The sequence below is a fragment of the Streptomyces sp. 130 genome, from assembly GCF_007096885.1.
In the GTDB taxonomy this organism is placed as follows: Bacteria; Actinomycetota; Actinomycetes; order Streptomycetales; family Streptomycetaceae; genus Streptomyces.
Map to the genome: position 1 here is coordinate 38,926 of NZ_VJNO01000015.1, position 16,744 is coordinate 55,669.

Here is a 16,744-nt window from a genome sequence, read left to right on the forward strand (position 1 = left end):
GATCAACGCACGCACACGACGGCCCCCGGCATCGCGGCCGGGACAGTTCCCGGCCCAGGGTTCCCCGGCACGACGGCCGGGAACAGCCCGGAACGGGCTCGGGCGGTCCGGGAGCCGTTCAGGGCTCCCGGACCGCCCGGAAGGGCCATTGGCCCGTGCGAGTTCTGCTACGGCAGGTTGCGCGCCATCACGATGCGCTGGACCTGGTTCGTGCCCTCGTAGATCTGCGTGATCTTCGCGTCGCGCATCATCCGCTCCACCGGGTAGTCCCGCGTGTAGCCGTAGCCGCCGAGGAGCTGGACCGCGTCCGTGGTGATCTCCATCGCGACGTCCGAGGCGAAGCACTTGGCGGCGGCGCCGAAGAACGTGAGGTCGGCGTCGACGCGCTCGGACTTGGCGGCGGCCGAGTACGTGAGCTGGCGGGCGGCCTCCAGCTTCATGGCCATGTCGGCGAGCATGAACTGCACGCCCTGGAAGTCCGCGATCGGCTTGCCGAACTGCTTGCGCTCCTGGACGTAGCCCTTGGCGTAGTCCAGCGCGCCCTGGGCGACGCCGAGGGCCTGGGCCGCGATGGTGATGCGGGTGTGGTCCAAGGTCTTCATGGCGGTGGCGAAGCCGGTGCCCTCCTCGCCGATCATGCGGTCGGCGGGGATGCGGACGTTGTCGAAGTAGACCTCCCGGGTCGGGGAGCCCTTGATGCCGAGCTTCTTCTCGGGGGCCCCGAAGGAGACGCCCTCGTCGGACTTCTCCACGACGAAGGCCGAGATGCCCTTGGAGCGCTTCTCCGGGTCCGTGACGGCCATGACCGTGTAGTACTCGGAGACGCCCGCGTTGGTGATCCAGCGCTTCACACCGTTGAGGACCCAGAAGTCGCCGTCGCGCACGGCGCGGGTCTTCATGCCGGCGGCGTCGGAGCCCGCGTCCGGCTCGGAGAGGCAGTACGAGAACATGCCGTCGCCCTTGGCCAGCGGGCCCAGGTACTTCTTCTTCAGCGCCTCGGAGCCGGACAGGACGACCGGGAGCGAGCCGAGCTTGTTCACGGCCGGGATCAGGGAGGAGGACACGCAGGCGCGGGCCACCTCCTCGATCACGATGACCGTGGCGAGCGCGTCGGCGCCGGCGCCGCCGTACTCCTCCGGTACGTGGACCGCGTGCAGATCGGCGGCGGTGAGGGCGTCCAGCGCCTCCTGCGGGAAGCGGGCCTCCTCGTCGACCGCGGCCGCGAACGGGGCGATCTTCGCCTCGGCGAGCGCACGCACCGTCTCACGGAGCATCTCGTGCTCCTCAGCCGGACGGTACAGGTCGAAATCGGTCGAACCCGCCAAGACGCTCACTCCCCAGGGTGCTAACTACCGTTAAGTAACCCAATTTTAGGTGTTCCACCCACCCCCGGCATACGCGCTCGGGCCGTGAGCTGCGCGACAGCCGGAAATGGGAGGTTTCACGGGCGGGACTATGCTCGTTCACCGCGTCACCGCACGCATTTTCTGCCCGCGTCTCACAGGAGCACTTCATGGCCCTCAGGATCACCGTGATCGGCACCGGCTATCTGGGCGCCACGCACGCCGCGGCCATGGCGGAGCTCGGCTTCGAGGTCCTGGGCCTCGACGTCGTGCCCGAGAAGATCGAGATGCTGTCCGCCGGACGGGTCCCGATGTACGAGCCGGGCCTCGAGGAGATGCTCCAGCGACACGTCGCGGGCATCGAGGGCTCCACCGGGCGGCTCCGGTTCACCACCTCCTGGGAAGAGGTCGCCGACTTCGGCGACGTGCACTTCGTCTGCACCAACACTCCCCAGAAGCACGGCGAGTACGCCTGCGACATGACGTACGTCGAGAGCGCCTTCGACTCGCTCGCCCCGCTCCTGACCCGCCCCGTCCTCGTCGTCGGCAAGTCCACCGTGCCCGTCGGCTCCGCCGCCCGCCTCGCCGCCCGCCTCGCGGAGCTGGCCCCCGCGGGCGCCGACGCGGAGCTCGCCTGGAACCCGGAGTTCCTGCGCGAGGGCTTCGCGGTGGACGACACGCTCCACCCGGACCGGATCGTCGTCGGCGTGACGAGCGAACGGGCCGAGAAGGTGCTGCGCGAGGTGTACGCCGGCCCGGTCGCGGAGGGCTCCCCGTTCGTCGTGACGGACTACCCGACCGCCGAACTGGTGAAGACGGCCGCCAACTCCTTCCTGGCCACCAAGATCTCGTTCATCAACGCCATGGCCGAGGTGTGCGAGGCCGCCGACGGCGACGTCGCGAAGCTGGCCGAGGCCATCGGCCACGACGAGCGCATCGGGAAGAAGTTCCTGCGGGCCGGCATCGGCTTCGGCGGCGGCTGCCTGCCCAAGGACATCCGCGCCTTCATGGCCCGCGCCGGTGAGCTGGGCGCCGACCAGGCGCTGACGTTCCTCCGCGAGGTCGACTCGATCAACATGCGCCGCCGGGGCCACATGGTCGAGCTGGCCCGCGAGGCCGTGGGCGGCGGCTCCTTCCTCGGCAAGCGGGTCGCCGTGCTGGGCGCCACGTTCAAGCCGGACTCGGACGACGTACGCGACTCGCCCGCGCTCAACGTGGCCGGCCAGATCCACCTCCAGGGCGGACAGGTCACCGTCTTCGACCCGAAGGGCATGGAGAACGCCCGCCGCGTCTTCCCCACCCTCGGTTACGCGGAGAGCGCGCTCGACGCGGTGCGCGGCGCGGACGTCGTGCTGCACCTGACGGAGTGGCGCGAGTTCCGCGAGCTGGACGCGGAGGCGCTGGGCGCGGTCGCGGGCCACCGGATCATCCTCGACGGGCGCAACGCCCTCGACCCCGCCGCGTGGCGCGAGGCCGGCTGGACCTTCCGCGCGATGGGCCGCCCGACGGCCTGACCCGGCCCGGCGCACGCGGGCGGCCTGCCCGGCCCGGCGCGCGCGGGTGGCGCGGCTCGGGACGAACGCGCCCCGGTGGCTCAGGCCGCCGGGGCGTCCAGCTGCTCGATCGTGGCGTGCGACGGGCCGCGCCGGGTGCGCAGGTCCCGCGCCACGTCCTCGGCGGCGCGCAGCACCCGTACGGCGTTCTGCCAGGTGAGCTTGGCCAGGTCGGCGGCGGACCAGCCCCGGCGCAGCAGCTCCGCGATCAGGTTCGGGTAGCCGGCGACGCTCTCCAGGCCCTCCGGGAGGAAGGCGGTGCCGTCGTAGTCGCCGCCGATGCCGATGTGGTCGACGCCCGCGACCTCGCGCATGTGGTCGAGGTGGTCGGCGATGGTGGCCGCGGTCGCGACCGGGCGGGGGTTGGCCGCCTCGAACGCCGCGTGCAGCTTCATCGCGCGCTCGGTGGTGTCCAGGTGGTGCAGCCCGTGCGCGCGCAGGTTCTCGTCGGCCGCCCGCGTCCAGGCGACGGCCTCGGGCAGGACGAACTTCGGTACGAAGGTGGCCATGGCGATGCCGCCGTTGGCCGGGAGCTGGGCGAGGACGTCGTCGGGGATGTTGCGCGGGTGGTCGCAGACGGCGCGCGCGGAGGAGTGCGAGAACATCACCGGCGCGACGGAGGTGGCGAGCGCGTCCCGCATGGTCGTCGCCGCGACGTGCGAGAGGTCGACCAGCATGCCGGTGCGGTTCATCTCGCGGACGACTTCGTGGCCGAACGGCGAGAGGCCGCCCACTCCCGGCTCGTCGGTCGCGGAGTCCGCCCAGGCGATGTTGTCGTTGTGGGTGAGCGTCATGTAGCGGACGCCCAGGGCGTGCAGGCCGCGCAGGGTGCCCAGCGAGTTGGCGATGGAGTGGCCGCCCTCGGCACCCATCAGGGAGGCGATCCGGCCCTCGGCGCGGGCGGCCTCCATGTCGTCGGCGGTCAGCGCGCGCCGGAGGTCGCCCGGGTAGCGGTCGAGCAGTTCGGCGACGGCGTCGATCTGTTCCAGGGTCGCGCTGACGGCGGCGTCGCCCGCGAGGTCGGAGCGCACGTAGACGGACCAGAACTGGGCGCCGACGCCCCCGGCGCGCAGCCGGGGGATGTCGGTGTGCAGGTGGGCCGACTGGTCGGTGGCGATGTCGCGTACGGCCAGGTCGTAGCCGACCTGCTCGCGCAGCGCCCACGGGAGGTCGTTGTGGCCGTCGACGACGGGGTACTCGGCGAGGAGCTCCCGTGCCCGGTCCAGTCGGTCCGTCATGGTGTGCCTACTTCCCGAAGCCGAAGGACTCCGCGCCCGCCGCCTTCTGGCGCAGCCGCTTGCCCTTCTCGGTGGCCTGGTCGTTCAGGTCCCCCAGGAACTTTGTCATCCGGCCCTGGAGCCCGGGGTCGACGGCGGCCAGGACGCGGACGGCCAGCAGTCCGGCGTTGCGCGCGCCGGCGATGGAGACCGTGGCGACGGGGATGCCGGCGGGCATCTGGACGATGGACATCAGGCTGTCCATGCCGTCCAGGTACTTCAGCGGGACCGGTACGCCGATGACCGGCAGCGGGGTGACCGAGGCGAGCATGCCGGGCAGGTGGGCGGCGCCGCCCGCCCCCGCGATGATCGCCCTGAGGCCGCGGCCCGCCGCGTTCTCGCCGTAGGCGATCATCTCGCGGGGCATGCGGTGGGCGGAGACGACGTCGACCTCGTACGGGATGCCGAACTCGTCCAGGGCCTTGGCCGCCGCTTCCATGACGGGCCAGTCGGAGTCCGAGCCCATGACGATGCCGACGACCGGGGCGGCGGAGGCGGGGGAGGTCATTCGGTGATCGTTCCTCGCAGGTAGTCGGCCGCGTGCCGGGCGCGCTCGCGCACGTCCGCCAGGTCGTCGCCGTAGGTGTTGACGTGTCCGACCTTGCGGCCGGGCTTCACGTCCTTGCCGTACATGTGGATCTTGAGCTGCGGGTCGCGCGCCATGCAGTGCAGGTAGCCCTGGTACATGTCCGGGAAGTCGCCGCCCAGGACGTTGCACATGACCGTCCAGGGGGCGCGGGGGCGCGGGTCGCCGAGGGGGAGGTCGAGGACCGCGCGGACGTGGTTGGCGAACTGCGAGGTGATCGCGCCGTCCATGGTCCAGTGGCCGGAGTTGTGCGGGCGCATGGCCAGCTCGTTGACCAGGATGCGGCCGTCGCCGGTCTCGAAGAGCTCGACCGCGAGGTGTCCGACGACGCCCAGCTCGGAGGCGATGCGCAGGGCGAGCTGCTGGGCCTCGCCCGCCAGCGCCTCGTCCAGCTCGGGGGCCGGGGCGATGACCGTGTCGCAGACGCCGTCGACCTGGACGGACTCGACGACCGGGTAGGCGACGGCCTGGCCGTGCGGCGAGCGGACGATGTTGGCCGCCAGCTCCCGTACGAAGTCGACCTTCTCCTCCGCGAGGACCGGGACACCGGCCCGGAACGGCTCGGCCGCGTCCGCCTCGGAGCGGACCACCCAGACGCCCTTGCCGTCGTAGCCGCCGCGCACGGTCTTGAGGACGACCGGGAAGCCCGTGCCCTCCTCGGCGAAGGCCACGACGTCGGCCGGGTCCTTCACGATGCGGTGGCGGGGGCAGGGCGCGCCGATCTCGGTGAGCTTCGCGCGCATCACCCCCTTGTCCTGGGCGTGCACCAGGGCGTCGGGGCCGGGGCGCACGGGGATGCCGTCCGCCTCCAGGGCCCGCAGGTGCTCGGTGGGCACGTGCTCGTGATCGAAGGTGATCACGTCACAGCCGCGCGCGAAGGCCCTCAGCGTCTCCAGGTCGCGGTAGTCGCCGACGACGACCTCGCCCGCCACCTGCGCCGCGGAGTCCTGAGCGGTGTCGCTGAGGAGCTTGAACTTGATGCCGAGGGGGATGCCCGCCTCGTGGGTCATACGGGCGAGCTGACCGCCACCGACCATGCCGACTACCGGGAACGTCACGCTCCCAGGGTATCCGCACCGCCTGCCCACGCCCGTGGGCGGGGGCCGGGCCCGCCACACCCGTCCCCCGTACGCACAGGCGTCCGGCGGGTGTCCTGGTTAGCATGGCCGGGTTGACGGAACATGGAGCGGGACCTACGGACGGACGAGCGATCACATGAGCGAGCGAGGCGCACTGCGGGCCCGGCTGGAGCTGCTGGCCCGGGAGATCGCCAAGTTCGGCGTGGTCGGCGCGGTCGGCCTCGTCGTGAACATCGCCGTGTCGAACCTGCTGTGGCGCTACACCGATATCCCCACCGTGCGGGCCGGGCTGCTCGCCACGTTCGTCGCGATCCTCTGCAACTACGTGGGCTTCCGCCACTGGACCTACCGCGACCGCGACAAGACCGGCCGCACGCGTGAGCTGACCCTGTTCCTGCTGTTCAGCGCGGCGGGCGCGGTGATCGAGACGGGCGTGCTGTACGTGGCGACGTACGGCTTCGGCTGGGACACCCCGGTCCAGAGCAACGTCTTCAAGATCGTCGGGATCGGCGTCGCGACGCTGTTCCGCTTCTGGTCGTACCGGACGTGGGTCTTCAAGGCGCTGCCCGCCCCCGCGGAGGCGGCCCCCGGCAAAGGGGCCCTCGTGACCGTGCCGGCGCCGGCCGTACGGGTCGAGCCCGATCCCGCGCGACGCTAGCGCACCGGGCGTTCCGGTTCCGTCCGGTCCTGGCCCGTGCGGCTCAGGAAGAGGGCGAAGACCGGGGGCTGCTGCTGGAGGAGTTCCAGGCGCCCGCCGTCCGCCTCGGCGAGGTCGCGGGCGACCGCGAGGCCGATGCCCGTGGAGTTGCGGCCGCTGATGGTCCGCTCGAAGATCCGGGCGCCCAGGTCCGCCGGGACGCCGGGGCCCTCGTCCGTGACCTCGATGACCGCCTGGTTGCCGGTGACCCTCGTGCGCAGCGCGACCGTACCGCCGCCGTGCATCAGGGAGTTCTCGATCAGCGCGGCCAGGACCTGGGCGACCGCGCCCGGGGTGCCGACGGCGCTCAGCCCGTGCTTGCCGGAGCAGACGATGGCGCGCCCCTCGCCCCGGTAGGCCGGCCGCCACTCCTCGATCTGCTGCTTGACGACCTCGTCCAGGTCGAAGACGACCGCCGAGCCGGTCCGGGGGTCCCGGGCGTTGGTCAGCAGCCGCTCCACCACGTCCGTGAGCCGTTCGACCTGGGCGAGGGCGATGTGCGCCTCCTCCTTGACGGTCTCCGGGTCGTCGGTCAGCGAGATCTCCTCGATCCGCATGGACAGGGCCGTGAGCGGCGTACGCAGCTGGTGGGAGGCGTCCGCGGCGAGCCGGCGTTCGGCGGTGAGCATCCGGGCGATCCGCTCGGCGGAGGCGTCCAGGACGTCGGCGACGCGGTCCAGCTCGGGCACCCCGTACCGCTTGTGGCGCGGACGGGGGTCGCCGGAGCCCAGGCGTTCCGCGGTCTCCGCGAGGTCGGTGAGCGGCGAGGCGAGCTTGTTGGCCTGGCGTACGGCGAGGAGGACGGCGGAGACGATGGCCAGCAGCGCCACCGCGCCGATGATCATCAGCGTGCGGCCGACCTCGCGGGTGACGGCGGAGCGGGACTCCTCGACGGTGACCGTCTCACCGTGCTCACCCGTCTCCGTGGCGGTGATCACACTGCCGCGGGGGCGCTCGCCGACCTCGATGGGGGCGCGGCCGGGCATCTTGACGAGGGCGTAGCGCCTGTCGTCGATCTGCTCGTCCAGCACCTCGGGGTTGATCCGCTCGGAGCCCAGGAGCCGGCTCTCGATGACGCTGATCAGCCGCAGCGCCTCGGAGTCGACGCTCTCCTGGGCGCTGCTGCTGATGGTGCGGGTCTCGACGAGGACGAGGGACACGCCGAAGACGGCGATCACCACGAGCACGACGGCGAGGGTCGAGTTGATCAGTCGTCGGCGCATGCCTGCTTCTGTACGTCAGTCGGCTCGGGCGGAGGGCTGTGCGCCCCGGCGCGTGTCCTTCAGCTCTTCTCGAAGCGGAATCCGACGCCCCGGACCGTGGCGATGTAGCGCGGGTTCGCCGCGTCGTCGCCGAGCTTCTTGCGGAGCCAGGAGATGTGCATGTCGAGCGTCTTGGTGGACGACCACCACGTGGTGTCCCAGACCTCGCGCATCAGCTGGTCGCGGGTGACGACCCGGCCCGCGTCCCGGACGAGGACCCGCAGGAGGTCGAACTCCTTCGCGGTGAGCTGCAGCTCCTCCTCGCCCATCCAGGCCCGGTGCGATTCGACGTCGATGCGGACGCCGTGCGTGGCGGGCTGGGGGGCGGGCTCGGTGGCGCCGCGCCGCAGCAGGGCCCGGACCCGGGCGAGGAGCTCGGCGAGGCGGAAGGGCTTGGTGACGTAGTCGTCGGCGCCCGCGTCGAGCCCGACGACCGTGTCCACCTCGTCCGCGCGGGCGGTCAGGACCAGGACCGGCACGGTGTGACCCTCGGCACGCAGCCGGCGGGCGACTTCCAGGCCGTCCATCCCGGGCAGCCCCAGGTCGAGCACGACCAGGTCGATGCCGCCCTGGAGGCCGGCGTCGAGCGCGGTCGGTCCGTCTTCCCGCACCTCGACCTCGTAACCCTCCCGCCGCAGGGCGCGGGCCAGCGGCTCCGAGATGGATGCGTCGTCCTCGGCGAGCAGTACACGGGTCATGCACTGATGGTAGTCCGCGAGGAGGACAGCTCGGGAGGTGATCCAAGAGCCCTGCGGGACTGGGCGCCGTTACCGGTAGGACCTTCGAATATGGGAGCGTGGTTGCACCTGGACCTGTGATCCATCTCTCAAGTCCTTTCATATCGGGCTCTGTCGTGTCGTATGGTGTTTCAACGCCTATTGCACTACTCAAGGACCCTTGGGCAGCTCTGAGCACCGAGGGTCTCTTTTGTGTGCGGGGCCGGTACCCGCCGGCCCGGAATTCTCAGTGAATGACCTGTGGGCCGGGCCCGGACCGCCGATGAGGGCGCTCCGGGTGTGGATCCCGTCGCGGAAGGGCGTGCCCGCGGCGGTGCCGGCCTCCCCCCACCGGGCGCGTACCCGCTTCGTCGAGGCGCCGCGTCCCGAGCACACAAGGATCGATCATGGCGTCCAGCCTGACGAAGGACTCGTCGAGCACCGCTGGTGGCGAGAAGACCTTCTTCGGCCACCCCCGGGGCCTGGCCACGCTCTTCATGGCCGAGATGTGGGAGCGTTACAGCTTCTACGGCATGAAGGCGCTGCTCCCGCTGTACCTGATCGCGCCCGGCGGCCTGCACATGAGTGTGACCACTGCGACGGCGATCTACTCGGTCTACATGGCGATGGTGTACCTGCTCGCCATGCCCGGCGGCTGGATGGCCGACCGCTTCTGGGGGCCGCGCAAGACGGTCGCCGTCGGCGGCGCCGTCGTCATCCTCGGCCACATCACGCTCGCCGTACCCAACTCGGCGACCTTCTTCGCGGGCCTGGCGCTCGTGGCGCTCGGCTCCGGGCTGCTGAAGGCGAACATCTCCACGATGGTCGGCCACCTCTACGACGGACCGCAGGACCCGCGCCGCGACGGCGGCTTCACGCTCTTCTACATCGGCATCAACCTGGGAGCCTTCCTGGCCCCGTTGACCATCGGTACGGTCGGCGAGAACGTGAACTGGCACCTCGGCTTCGCGCTCGCCGCCGTGGGCATGGCGCTGGGGCTCGCCCAGTTCCTGCTCGGCTCGCGCCACCTCAGCCCGGAGAGCGACGTCGTCACCACGCCGGCGACGGAGCCGGAGAGGCGCTCCGTCCTGCGCAAGGGCCTGGTCTGGCTCGTCGTCGCGGTCGTCTTCTACAGCCTGCTCGGTGTCACCGGCAACTTCGCCGACTGGGCTCTGCTGCCGATCACGATCGCCGGCCTGATCATCCCGATCGCCGTCCTCGCCCGCATGAAGCGCGACAAGGAGCTGACGGCCACCGAGCAGTCCAAGGTCTCGGGCTACATCTGGTTCTTCGTGGTCGCCGCCGTCTTCTGGATGATCTACGACCAGAACGGCTCGACCCTGTCGATCTTCGGCGAGAACTCCACGACGAACAGCCTGCTCGGGTTCGGGTTCCCGACGTCCTGGTACCAGTCCCTGAACGCGATCTTCATCATGGCGCTGGCTCCCGTGGCCGCTTCGCTGTGGCTGTGGCTGAACAAGCGCGGCAAGGAGCCGAGCACCGCGGTCAAGTTCGCATCCAGCCTCATCCTGATCGGGATCTCCTTCGTCGTCTTCCTCATCCCGCTGCTCGACACCGCTGCGAACGGCGGCAGGGTCAGCCCGATGTGGCTCGTCGCGATCTACTTCATCCAGACGGTGGCGGAGCTGTGCCTCTCCCCGGTCGGCCTGTCCGTCACCACGAAGATGGCCCCGGCGAAGTACAGCTCGCAGATGATGGGCGTCTGGTTCCTCGCCGTCACCGCCGGTGACTCCGTGGCCGGCCTCCTCACGTCCCCGCAGCTCAACGTCGATCTCAACACCACCGGGGCGGTCGCCGTCGAGGCGGTCCTCGCGGTCATCGCCGGTGTGGGCATCTGGATGTACCGCAAGAAGGTCTCCCAGCACATGGGCGACGTGCGCTGATCCGGCGGCCCCTTCCGTACGCCGTGCTGGTGTGCCGTTACGCCGGGGCGGCCAGCTCCGCCCACACGGTCTTGCCGGGCTCGCCCGGCACCCGTACGACCCCCCAGTCCAGGCAGAGCCGCTGCACGATGAACATGCCGTGGCCGCCCGGGCGCCCGGCCCGGTGCGGCGTACGCGGCGCGGGCTGGCCCGCGCCGCCGTCGGCGACCTCCACGCGGAGCGCCTTGGCGCTGCGGGCGATCCGGATCTCGTCGGGGCCGCCCGCGTGCAGGCACGCGTTGGTGACCAGCTCGGAGACGACCAGCAGGACGTCCTCCGCGGCGGCACGGCGGTCGGCGCCGGCCGCGGGGAGCCAGCCCCAGTCGTGGAGCGCCTGGCGGGCGAAATCACGGGCCGTCGGCACGATGCCGGTGGCCTCCCGCAACGACAGCGTGCGCCACTGCCGCTCGGCGGCCTCGGGCGGCCGGACGGGCTCGGCGGAGGAAACGCCCGCGCCCTCCGGCTCGCGGCCGAGGTCGCCCGGCGGATGCTGCCGGGTGGTGCTCATCAGCGCTTCACCTCACCGATTCACCATGTCGCCCTTGGACGGACACGAACCATTGAACAGATACGACTACCCATACCGGTACGAATACCGATACGGACACTGATACAGGAACCTCACAGGCACGGAGGGCCGGGCCGCCCGGGCTCGCCGGAAGATCTCCTGCCCGGCCGAACCGGGACGACACCCCTTACCGCTTCGCGTATCGCGTAACCCACGCGACGCGCGAGGCGGCCGGCCACACCGGAACGCGGCGCGGTCAGGTCTCCAGGGCCTCGGCGAGGGTGGCGTGCACGGCGAACACCGCCTCGGCCCCGGTGATCTCGAAGACCCGTGCCACCACGGGCTGCATCGCGGCCAAATGAACCCCTCCCCCGGCTGCCTCCGCCTTGAGGCGTGCACCGAGCAGCACGTTCAGCCCGGTGGAATCACAGAAGTCGAGTCGCGAGCAGTCGACCACCAGGCGCGCACGCCCCTGGTCGACCGCGCTCTCCAGCGGCTCGCGCAGCAGATCCGCCGTGTGGTGATCGAGCTCACCCACGGGCGTCACCACCTCGCTGCGCCCCTCGGTCCGGACCTCGACCTGAAGCCGACCCCGGTTCGCACTGCCGACCGTCCCGCGGTCCATGCCCGTCCCTCTTCACCGCTCGTCACTGTCCGCATCACCACACCTGCGGATGCGTGTCCAGCTGTCACTGATGTTCTTGGAACACTACGCGTTCCCTGGGCCACGCGGTAGCCGGAGACCTCAACAAAGCGGACATAGCTGGTCAATTGGTGGTTGTACCGAGTCATGGCGAGCGGGTAAGGGTAGAGGGACCCCAAAAAAACGCGACCGGCTTCGGAGGCGCCGCTTCACCGCAGGAACACGTATGGGCATCGGCAGCCATATGCCGAGAACGATGGAGGAGACCCTCATGTCACCCCGGCTCGACGTACCGCGTACCCACAACGCGCCGTCGGCATGTCCTCAGGGACTGACCGAATCACACACCGAAGCGCTCGACGGACTCGAAGGACTCGAAGGACTTCCCGAGATCCCGCCCTACACCGAGGTGGGGGCGCTGGACGCCAGGGCCCTGTCGAAGACGCTCTTCACCCGGCTGGAGAACCTCGAAGAGGGCACGCCGGAGTACTCCTACGTACGCAACACCCTCGTCGAGCTGAACCTGGCCCTGGTCAAGTTCGCCGCCTCCCGGTTCCGCTCCCGGAGCGAGCCGATGGAGGACATCGTCCAGGTCGGCACGATCGGCCTGATCAAGGCGATCGACCGCTTCGAGCTCAGTCGGGGCGTCGAGTTCCCGACCTTCGCGATGCCGACCATCGTCGGCGAGATCAAGCGCTTCTTCCGCGACACCAGCTGGTCCGTGCGCGTCCCGCGCCGCCTGCAGGAACTGCGGCTCGACCTGGCCAAGGCGGGCGACGAGCTCGCCCAGCGGCTCGACCGGGCGCCCACCGTGGGCGAGCTCGCCGACCGCCTCGGCCTCACCCGTGACGAGGTCGTGGAGGGCATGGCCGCGAGCAACGCGTACACCGCGAGCTCGCTCGACGCCAAGCCCGAGGAGGACGACCACGAGGGCGCGCTGGCCGACCGGATCGGCTACGAGGACCACGGGCTCGAAGGCATCGAGTACGTCGAGTCCCTGAAGCCGCTCATCGCGTCGCTGTCCGGCCGCGACCGCAAGATCCTCTCGCTCCGGTTCGTCGCCAACATGACGCAGTCGGAGATCGGCGAGGAGCTGGGCATCTCGCAGATGCACGTGTCGAGACTGCTCTCGCGCACCCTGGTCAAGCTCCGCAAGGGCCTGACGCTGGACGAGTGAGCCGCCTCCCGCGCCGGGCGCACGGACAGCGCGGACAGCCGGAAAGGACCTGCCCCGGACGGGGGCGGGTCCTTCCGCGTTCCCGGGCCCGGCCGGGGGTCAGACCACGCGTGCGCCCGCGCGCCACACCTCGCGCACGAGCGGCACGCCCGGCCGGTACGCGAGGTGGACGTGGCTGGGCGCGTCCAGGATCACCAGGTCGGCGCGGGCGCCCGGGACGAGCCGGCCGATGTCGTCCCGCCGCAGCGCCGCCGCCCCGCCCGCCGTGGCGGACCAGAGGGCCTCGTCCGGGGTCATGCCCATGTCGCGCACGGCGAGGGCGACGCAGAACGGCAGGGACGAGGTGAACGAGGAGCCCGGGTTGCAGTCCGTGGACAGGGCCACCGTGGCGCCCGCGTCGAGCAGCCGGCGGGCGTCCGGCCAGGGGGCGCGGGTGGAGAACTCGGCGCCGGGCAGCAGCGTGGCGACGGTGTCCGACTGGGCCAGGGCGTCCACGTCCGCGTCGGTGAGGTGGGTGCAGTGGTCGGCGGACGCGGCGTCGAGCTCCACGGCGAGCTGGACGCCGGGGCCGTGGCCGAGCTGGTTGGCGTGGACCCGGGGGTGCAGGCCCCGGGCGCGGCCGGCGGTGAGGATCGCCCGCGCCTGGTCGCCGTCGAAGGCGCCGCGCTCGCAGAAGACGTCGATCCAGCGGGCGTACGGGGCGCAGGCGTCGAGCATCGGTCCGGTGACCAGGTCCACGTATCCGGCGGGGTCGTCGGCGTAGTCCGGGGAGACGATGTGGGCGCCGAGGAAGGTGACCTCGTCGGTGTGGCGGGCGGCGACGCGCAGGGCGCGGGCCTCGTCCTCGACCGTGAGGCCGTAGCCGGACTTGGTCTCGAAGGTGGTGGTGCCCTGGCGCAGCGCCTCGGCGAGGTAGCGGGCGACGTTGGCGGAGAGCTGTTCGTCGGTGGCCGCTCGGGTGGCGGCGACGGTGGTGCGGATGCCGCCCGCGCTGTAGGGGCGGCCGGACATCCGGGCGTTGAACTCCTGGGTGCGGTCGCCCGCGAAGACCAGGTGGGAGTGGGAGTCCACGAAGCCGGGGAGCACGGCCCGGCCGCCCGCGTCGACGGCGTTGTCAGTGGCGGGTGCTTTGCTGGAGGCACCGGTCCAGACGACGCGGTCGCCCTCGATGACGACGGCCGCGTCCTGGATCAGTCCGAGGGGGGACTCGTCGCCGAGGGAGGGGTCGTTGGTGACCAGTGCGGAGATGTGGGTGATGGCGGTCGTCGTCATGGGGGGACTGCTCTCCTTGCGGTGGGAGCCGGGGGAGTACGCCGGACTGCTGGTCAGGGGCGCAGGGCGGCGATGGCCTGGGCGAGCGCTCGCGGGACGTCGTCCACCAGCGTGTGCCGTCCGTCGCGTACGAGGTGGCGCCCCGCCACCACGGTGTGGCGGACGTCCGCCGCGGAGGCGGCGAATACGGCGGTCTCCGCTGCCAGCCGTGGCACCGGCCCCGCGGTCCTGACGGAGTCGAGGGCGATGGTCACCAGGTCGGCGGGGGCGCCCGGTTCGAGGACGCCCGCTCCGGGCCGGCCGAGCGCGGCGTGGCCGTCGGCGGAGGCGGCGCGCAGCAGGGCGGCGGCCGTCCAGTGGCCGCGCCTGCGGGTGCGCAGGCGCTCGTTCAGCTCCATCGCGCGGGCCTCCTCGAAGAGGTCGATCACCGCGTGGCTGTCGCTGCCGAGCGAGAGCGGGGAGCCGGCCTGCTGGAGGGCGGCGGCGGGGCCGATGCCGTCGGCGAGGTCCCGTTCGGTGGTCGGGCACATGCAGGTGCCGGTGCCGGTCGAGCCGATGAGGGCGATGTCCTCGTCGGTGAGGTGGGTGTTGTGGACGCCGGTGGTGCGGGGCCCGAGGACGCCGTGGTCGGCGAGGAGCCGGGCCGGGGAGCGTCCGTGGGCGGCGAGGCAGGCGTCGTTCTCCGCGGTCTGCTCGGAGAGGTGGACGTGCAGGGGGGCCTGCCGCTCCTCGGCCCAGCGGGCGACGGTCGCGAGCTGCCCGGCCGGGACCGCCCGCACGGAGTGGACGGCGGCGCCGATGACGGTGTGGTCGTCGCCCTTGAGGAGGGCGGCGCGTTCGGCCCAGGCGTCGGCGGTCCCGTCGCTGAAGCGCGCCTGGTGCCGGTCGGGTTCGCGGTGGTCGTCGGGCCCGGAGCCGAATCCGGCGGAGAGGTAGGCGGTGTCGAGCAGGGTGATCCGGATGCCGGCCGCGCGGGCGGCCTCGATCAGGGCCTCGCCCATGGCGTTGGGGTTGTCGTAGGGCGTGCCGCCGGGCGCGTGGTGCAGATAGTGGAATTCGCCGACCGCGGTGATGCCCGCGAGCGCCATCTCCGCGTACACGGCGCGGGCGAGCGCGTAGTAGGTGTCGGGGGTGAGCCGGGACGCGACCTGGTACATGGTCTCGCGCCAGGTCCAGAAGGTGCCCGAGCCGACCTGGACGGTCGAGCGCAGGGCGCGGTGGAAGGCGTGCGAGTGGGTGTTGGCCAGGCCCGGCAGGGTGAGCCCGCGCAGCGCGGTCGCGCCGGGCGGCGCGGCGTCCACTCCGGTGCGTACGCGGGCGATCCGCCCGTCGGACACGTCCAGGGCGACGCCCGGCTCGACATGGGTGCCGAGCCAGGCGTGGGACAGCCAGTACGTCTCGGTGACGGGTGTGCCCGTCGCCTCCGTGGTCAGCGGCACGCGAGACCTTCCAGTACGTCGGCGAGTGCGGTGACCCCGGCCGCGCAGTCGTCCTCGGCGGCGTGTTCGGCCGGCGAGTGCGAGATCCCGGTCGGGTTCCGTACGAACAGCATGGCGGTCGGGACCGAGGCGGACAAAATGCCCGCGTCGTGCCCGGCGCCGGTGCCGAGCACGGGGACCGGGCGGCCGGTGCCGTGCTCGGAGCCCTTGAGCAGGGCGGCCAGCTCGTCGCGCAGGGCGTGCCCGAACTCGACCACGGGCGTGAACGACTCGCGGACGACGTCGAGGCCGATGCCGGCCCGCTCCGCGTGCTCCCGGGCGGCGCGCTCGACGGCGGCGACGACGGTGTCCAGGGTGCCCTGGTCGGCGGCGCGGGAGTCGAGCCAGCCGCGCACGAGGGAGGGGATCGCGTTGACCCCGTTGGGCTCGACGGCGACCTTGCCGAAGGTGGCGAGGGCGCCCGCGAGTTCCGCCACCCTGCGGGCGGCGACGACGGTCTCGGCGTACGTGAGCATCGGGTCCCGGCGGTCGGCGAGCCGGGTGGTGCCCGCGTGGTTCGCCTCGCCCCGGAAGTCGAACCGCCAGCGTCCGTGCGGCCAGATCGCGGAGGCGATGCCGACGGGGTCGCCGGTGAGGTCGAGGGCCCGGCCCTGCTCGACGTGGAGCTCCACGAACGCGCCGATCCGGGCGAGCCGTTCGGGGTCGGGGCCGATGGCGTCGGGGTCGTGCCCGGCGGCGGCCATGGCCTCGGGAAGGGTGACGCCGTCCGCGTCGCGCAGCCGGTGCGCGGCCTCGACGGTCAGCTGCCCCGCCGCGAGCCGGGAGCCGACGCAGGCGAGGCCGAACCGGGCGCCCTCCTCGTCGCCGAAGTTGGCGATGGCCAGCGGCTTGGTGAACTCCGCTCCCCTGCGGCGGAGTTCATCGAGCGCGGCGAACGAGGAGACGACGCCGAGCGGCCCGTCGAAGGCGCCGCCGTCGGGCACCGAGTCGAGGTGCGAGCCGGTGACGACGGCGTCCCCGGCGAGCGGGTCCCCGAGCCACGCCCACTGGTTGCCGTTCCGGTCGGTCTCGACCGCCAGTCCGCGCGCCTCGGCCTGCGCCCGGAACCACGCCCGGCACTCGGCGTCGGCCCCGGTCCAGGCGTACCGCCGGTATCCCCCGCTGCCGGGGTGCCGTCCGATGGGGGCCAGCTCGGCCCACATGGCCTGGAAGCCGGGGCGCGGGCAGTCGTTCCGTACGGCGGAACTGG

15 protein-coding genes are annotated in these 16,744 nt (G+C 71.9%); 4 read left to right on the forward strand and 11 right to left on the reverse strand.

Annotated features, from left to right (window positions below):
• Nucleotides 1-167 precede the first annotated feature (167 nt).
• A complete protein-coding gene (locus FKN01_RS15400) occupies nt 168-1,325 on the reverse strand; it encodes an acyl-CoA dehydrogenase family protein (RefSeq protein WP_073968504.1) in 1,158 nt (385 codons plus the stop codon).
• Between the two features lie 188 nt (nt 1,326-1,513).
• Between FKN01_RS15400 and FKN01_RS15405 the strand changes: the two genes are divergently transcribed.
• Nucleotides 1,514-2,857 (forward strand): UDP-glucose/GDP-mannose dehydrogenase family protein, encoded by a 1,344-nt coding sequence (locus FKN01_RS15405; protein ID WP_143620695.1) that lies wholly within the window; start codon nt 1,514-1,516, stop codon nt 2,855-2,857.
• Between the two features lie 80 nt (nt 2,858-2,937).
• Here the strand turns inward: FKN01_RS15405 and FKN01_RS15410 are convergent, their stop codons facing one another.
• From FKN01_RS15410 to FKN01_RS15420, 3 genes are read right to left on the reverse strand one after another with little or no spacing between them, the layout of a single operon-like run.
• Complete coding sequence (locus FKN01_RS15410) at nt 2,938-4,134, reverse strand: dipeptidase (protein WP_143620697.1); 1,197 nt, start codon at nt 4,132-4,134, stop codon at nt 2,938-2,940.
• A 7-nt stretch (nt 4,135-4,141) separates the two neighbouring features.
• Nucleotides 4,142-4,681 carry a 5-(carboxyamino)imidazole ribonucleotide mutase gene (gene purE / locus FKN01_RS15415; protein ID WP_143620699.1) on the reverse strand — a complete coding sequence of 180 codons (540 nt, stop codon included), beginning with the start codon at nt 4,679-4,681 and terminating at the stop codon, nt 4,142-4,144.
• Nucleotides 4,678-5,817 (reverse strand): 5-(carboxyamino)imidazole ribonucleotide synthase, encoded by a 1,140-nt coding sequence (locus tag FKN01_RS15420; RefSeq protein ID WP_143620701.1) that lies wholly within the window; start codon nt 5,815-5,817, stop codon nt 4,678-4,680. Before FKN01_RS15420 ends, purE begins: the two co-directional genes overlap by 4 nt.
• 157 nt (nt 5,818-5,974) lie before the next feature.
• Here FKN01_RS15420 and FKN01_RS15425 point away from each other — a divergent pair, with 157 nt between their 5' ends.
• Nucleotides 5,975-6,496: a GtrA family protein gene (locus tag FKN01_RS15425; protein ID WP_143620702.1), complete on the forward strand. Its 522-nt coding sequence runs from the start codon at nt 5,975-5,977 to the stop codon at nt 6,494-6,496.
• On the opposite strand, the gene FKN01_RS15430 is transcribed toward FKN01_RS15425, so the two are convergent.
• Complete coding sequence (locus tag FKN01_RS15430; RefSeq protein ID WP_143620704.1) at nt 6,493-7,758, reverse strand: ATP-binding protein; 1,266 nt, start codon at nt 7,756-7,758, stop codon at nt 6,493-6,495. The two genes, FKN01_RS15425 and FKN01_RS15430, sit on opposite strands and share 4 nt — an antisense overlap.
• Nucleotides 7,759-7,817: 59 nt before the next feature.
• On the reverse strand, nt 7,818-8,495 hold the full coding sequence (locus FKN01_RS15435) for a response regulator transcription factor (protein ID WP_018104033.1): 678 nt from the start codon (nt 8,493-8,495) through the stop codon (nt 7,818-7,820).
• A gap of 425 nt (nt 8,496-8,920) precedes the next feature.
• Here FKN01_RS15435 and FKN01_RS15440 point away from each other — a divergent pair, with 425 nt between their 5' ends.
• Nucleotides 8,921-10,417, forward strand: a complete 1,497-nt coding sequence (locus FKN01_RS15440) for a peptide MFS transporter (protein WP_143620706.1) — start codon at nt 8,921-8,923, stop codon at nt 10,415-10,417.
• A gap of 37 nt (nt 10,418-10,454) precedes the next feature.
• Here FKN01_RS15440 and FKN01_RS15445 read toward each other — a convergent pair whose 3' ends face one another.
• Together FKN01_RS15445 and FKN01_RS15450 are read right to left on the reverse strand one after the other, a co-directional pair.
• Nucleotides 10,455-10,964 (reverse strand): ATP-binding protein, encoded by a 510-nt coding sequence (locus tag FKN01_RS15445; RefSeq protein WP_143620708.1) that lies wholly within the window; start codon nt 10,962-10,964, stop codon nt 10,455-10,457.
• Nucleotides 10,965-11,220: 256 nt separating this feature from the next.
• Nucleotides 11,221-11,589 (reverse strand): STAS domain-containing protein, encoded by a 369-nt coding sequence (locus tag FKN01_RS15450; protein ID WP_143620710.1) that lies wholly within the window; start codon nt 11,587-11,589, stop codon nt 11,221-11,223.
• A 289-nt stretch (nt 11,590-11,878) separates the two neighbouring features.
• On the opposite strand from FKN01_RS15450, the gene FKN01_RS15455 reads away from it, so the two are divergent.
• Nucleotides 11,879-12,784: an RNA polymerase sigma factor SigF gene (locus FKN01_RS15455; RefSeq protein ID WP_143620839.1), complete on the forward strand. Its 906-nt coding sequence runs from the start codon at nt 11,879-11,881 to the stop codon at nt 12,782-12,784.
• A gap of 99 nt (nt 12,785-12,883) precedes the next feature.
• On the opposite strand, the gene hutI is transcribed toward FKN01_RS15455, so the two are convergent.
• From hutI to FKN01_RS15470, 3 genes are read right to left on the reverse strand one after another with little or no spacing between them, the layout of a single operon-like run.
• Nucleotides 12,884-14,056, reverse strand: a complete 1,173-nt coding sequence (gene hutI, locus FKN01_RS15460; RefSeq protein ID WP_143620712.1) for an imidazolonepropionase — start codon at nt 14,054-14,056, stop codon at nt 12,884-12,886.
• Between the two features lie 53 nt (nt 14,057-14,109).
• Nucleotides 14,110-15,495, reverse strand: a complete 1,386-nt coding sequence (locus tag FKN01_RS15465) for a formimidoylglutamate deiminase (RefSeq protein ID WP_143620714.1) — start codon at nt 15,493-15,495, stop codon at nt 14,110-14,112.
• A complete protein-coding gene (locus FKN01_RS15470) occupies nt 15,486-16,697 on the reverse strand; it encodes an allantoate amidohydrolase (protein WP_143620841.1) in 1,212 nt (403 codons plus the stop codon). Before FKN01_RS15470 ends, FKN01_RS15465 begins: the two co-directional genes overlap by 10 nt.
• Nucleotides 16,698-16,744: the final 47 nt, after the last annotated feature.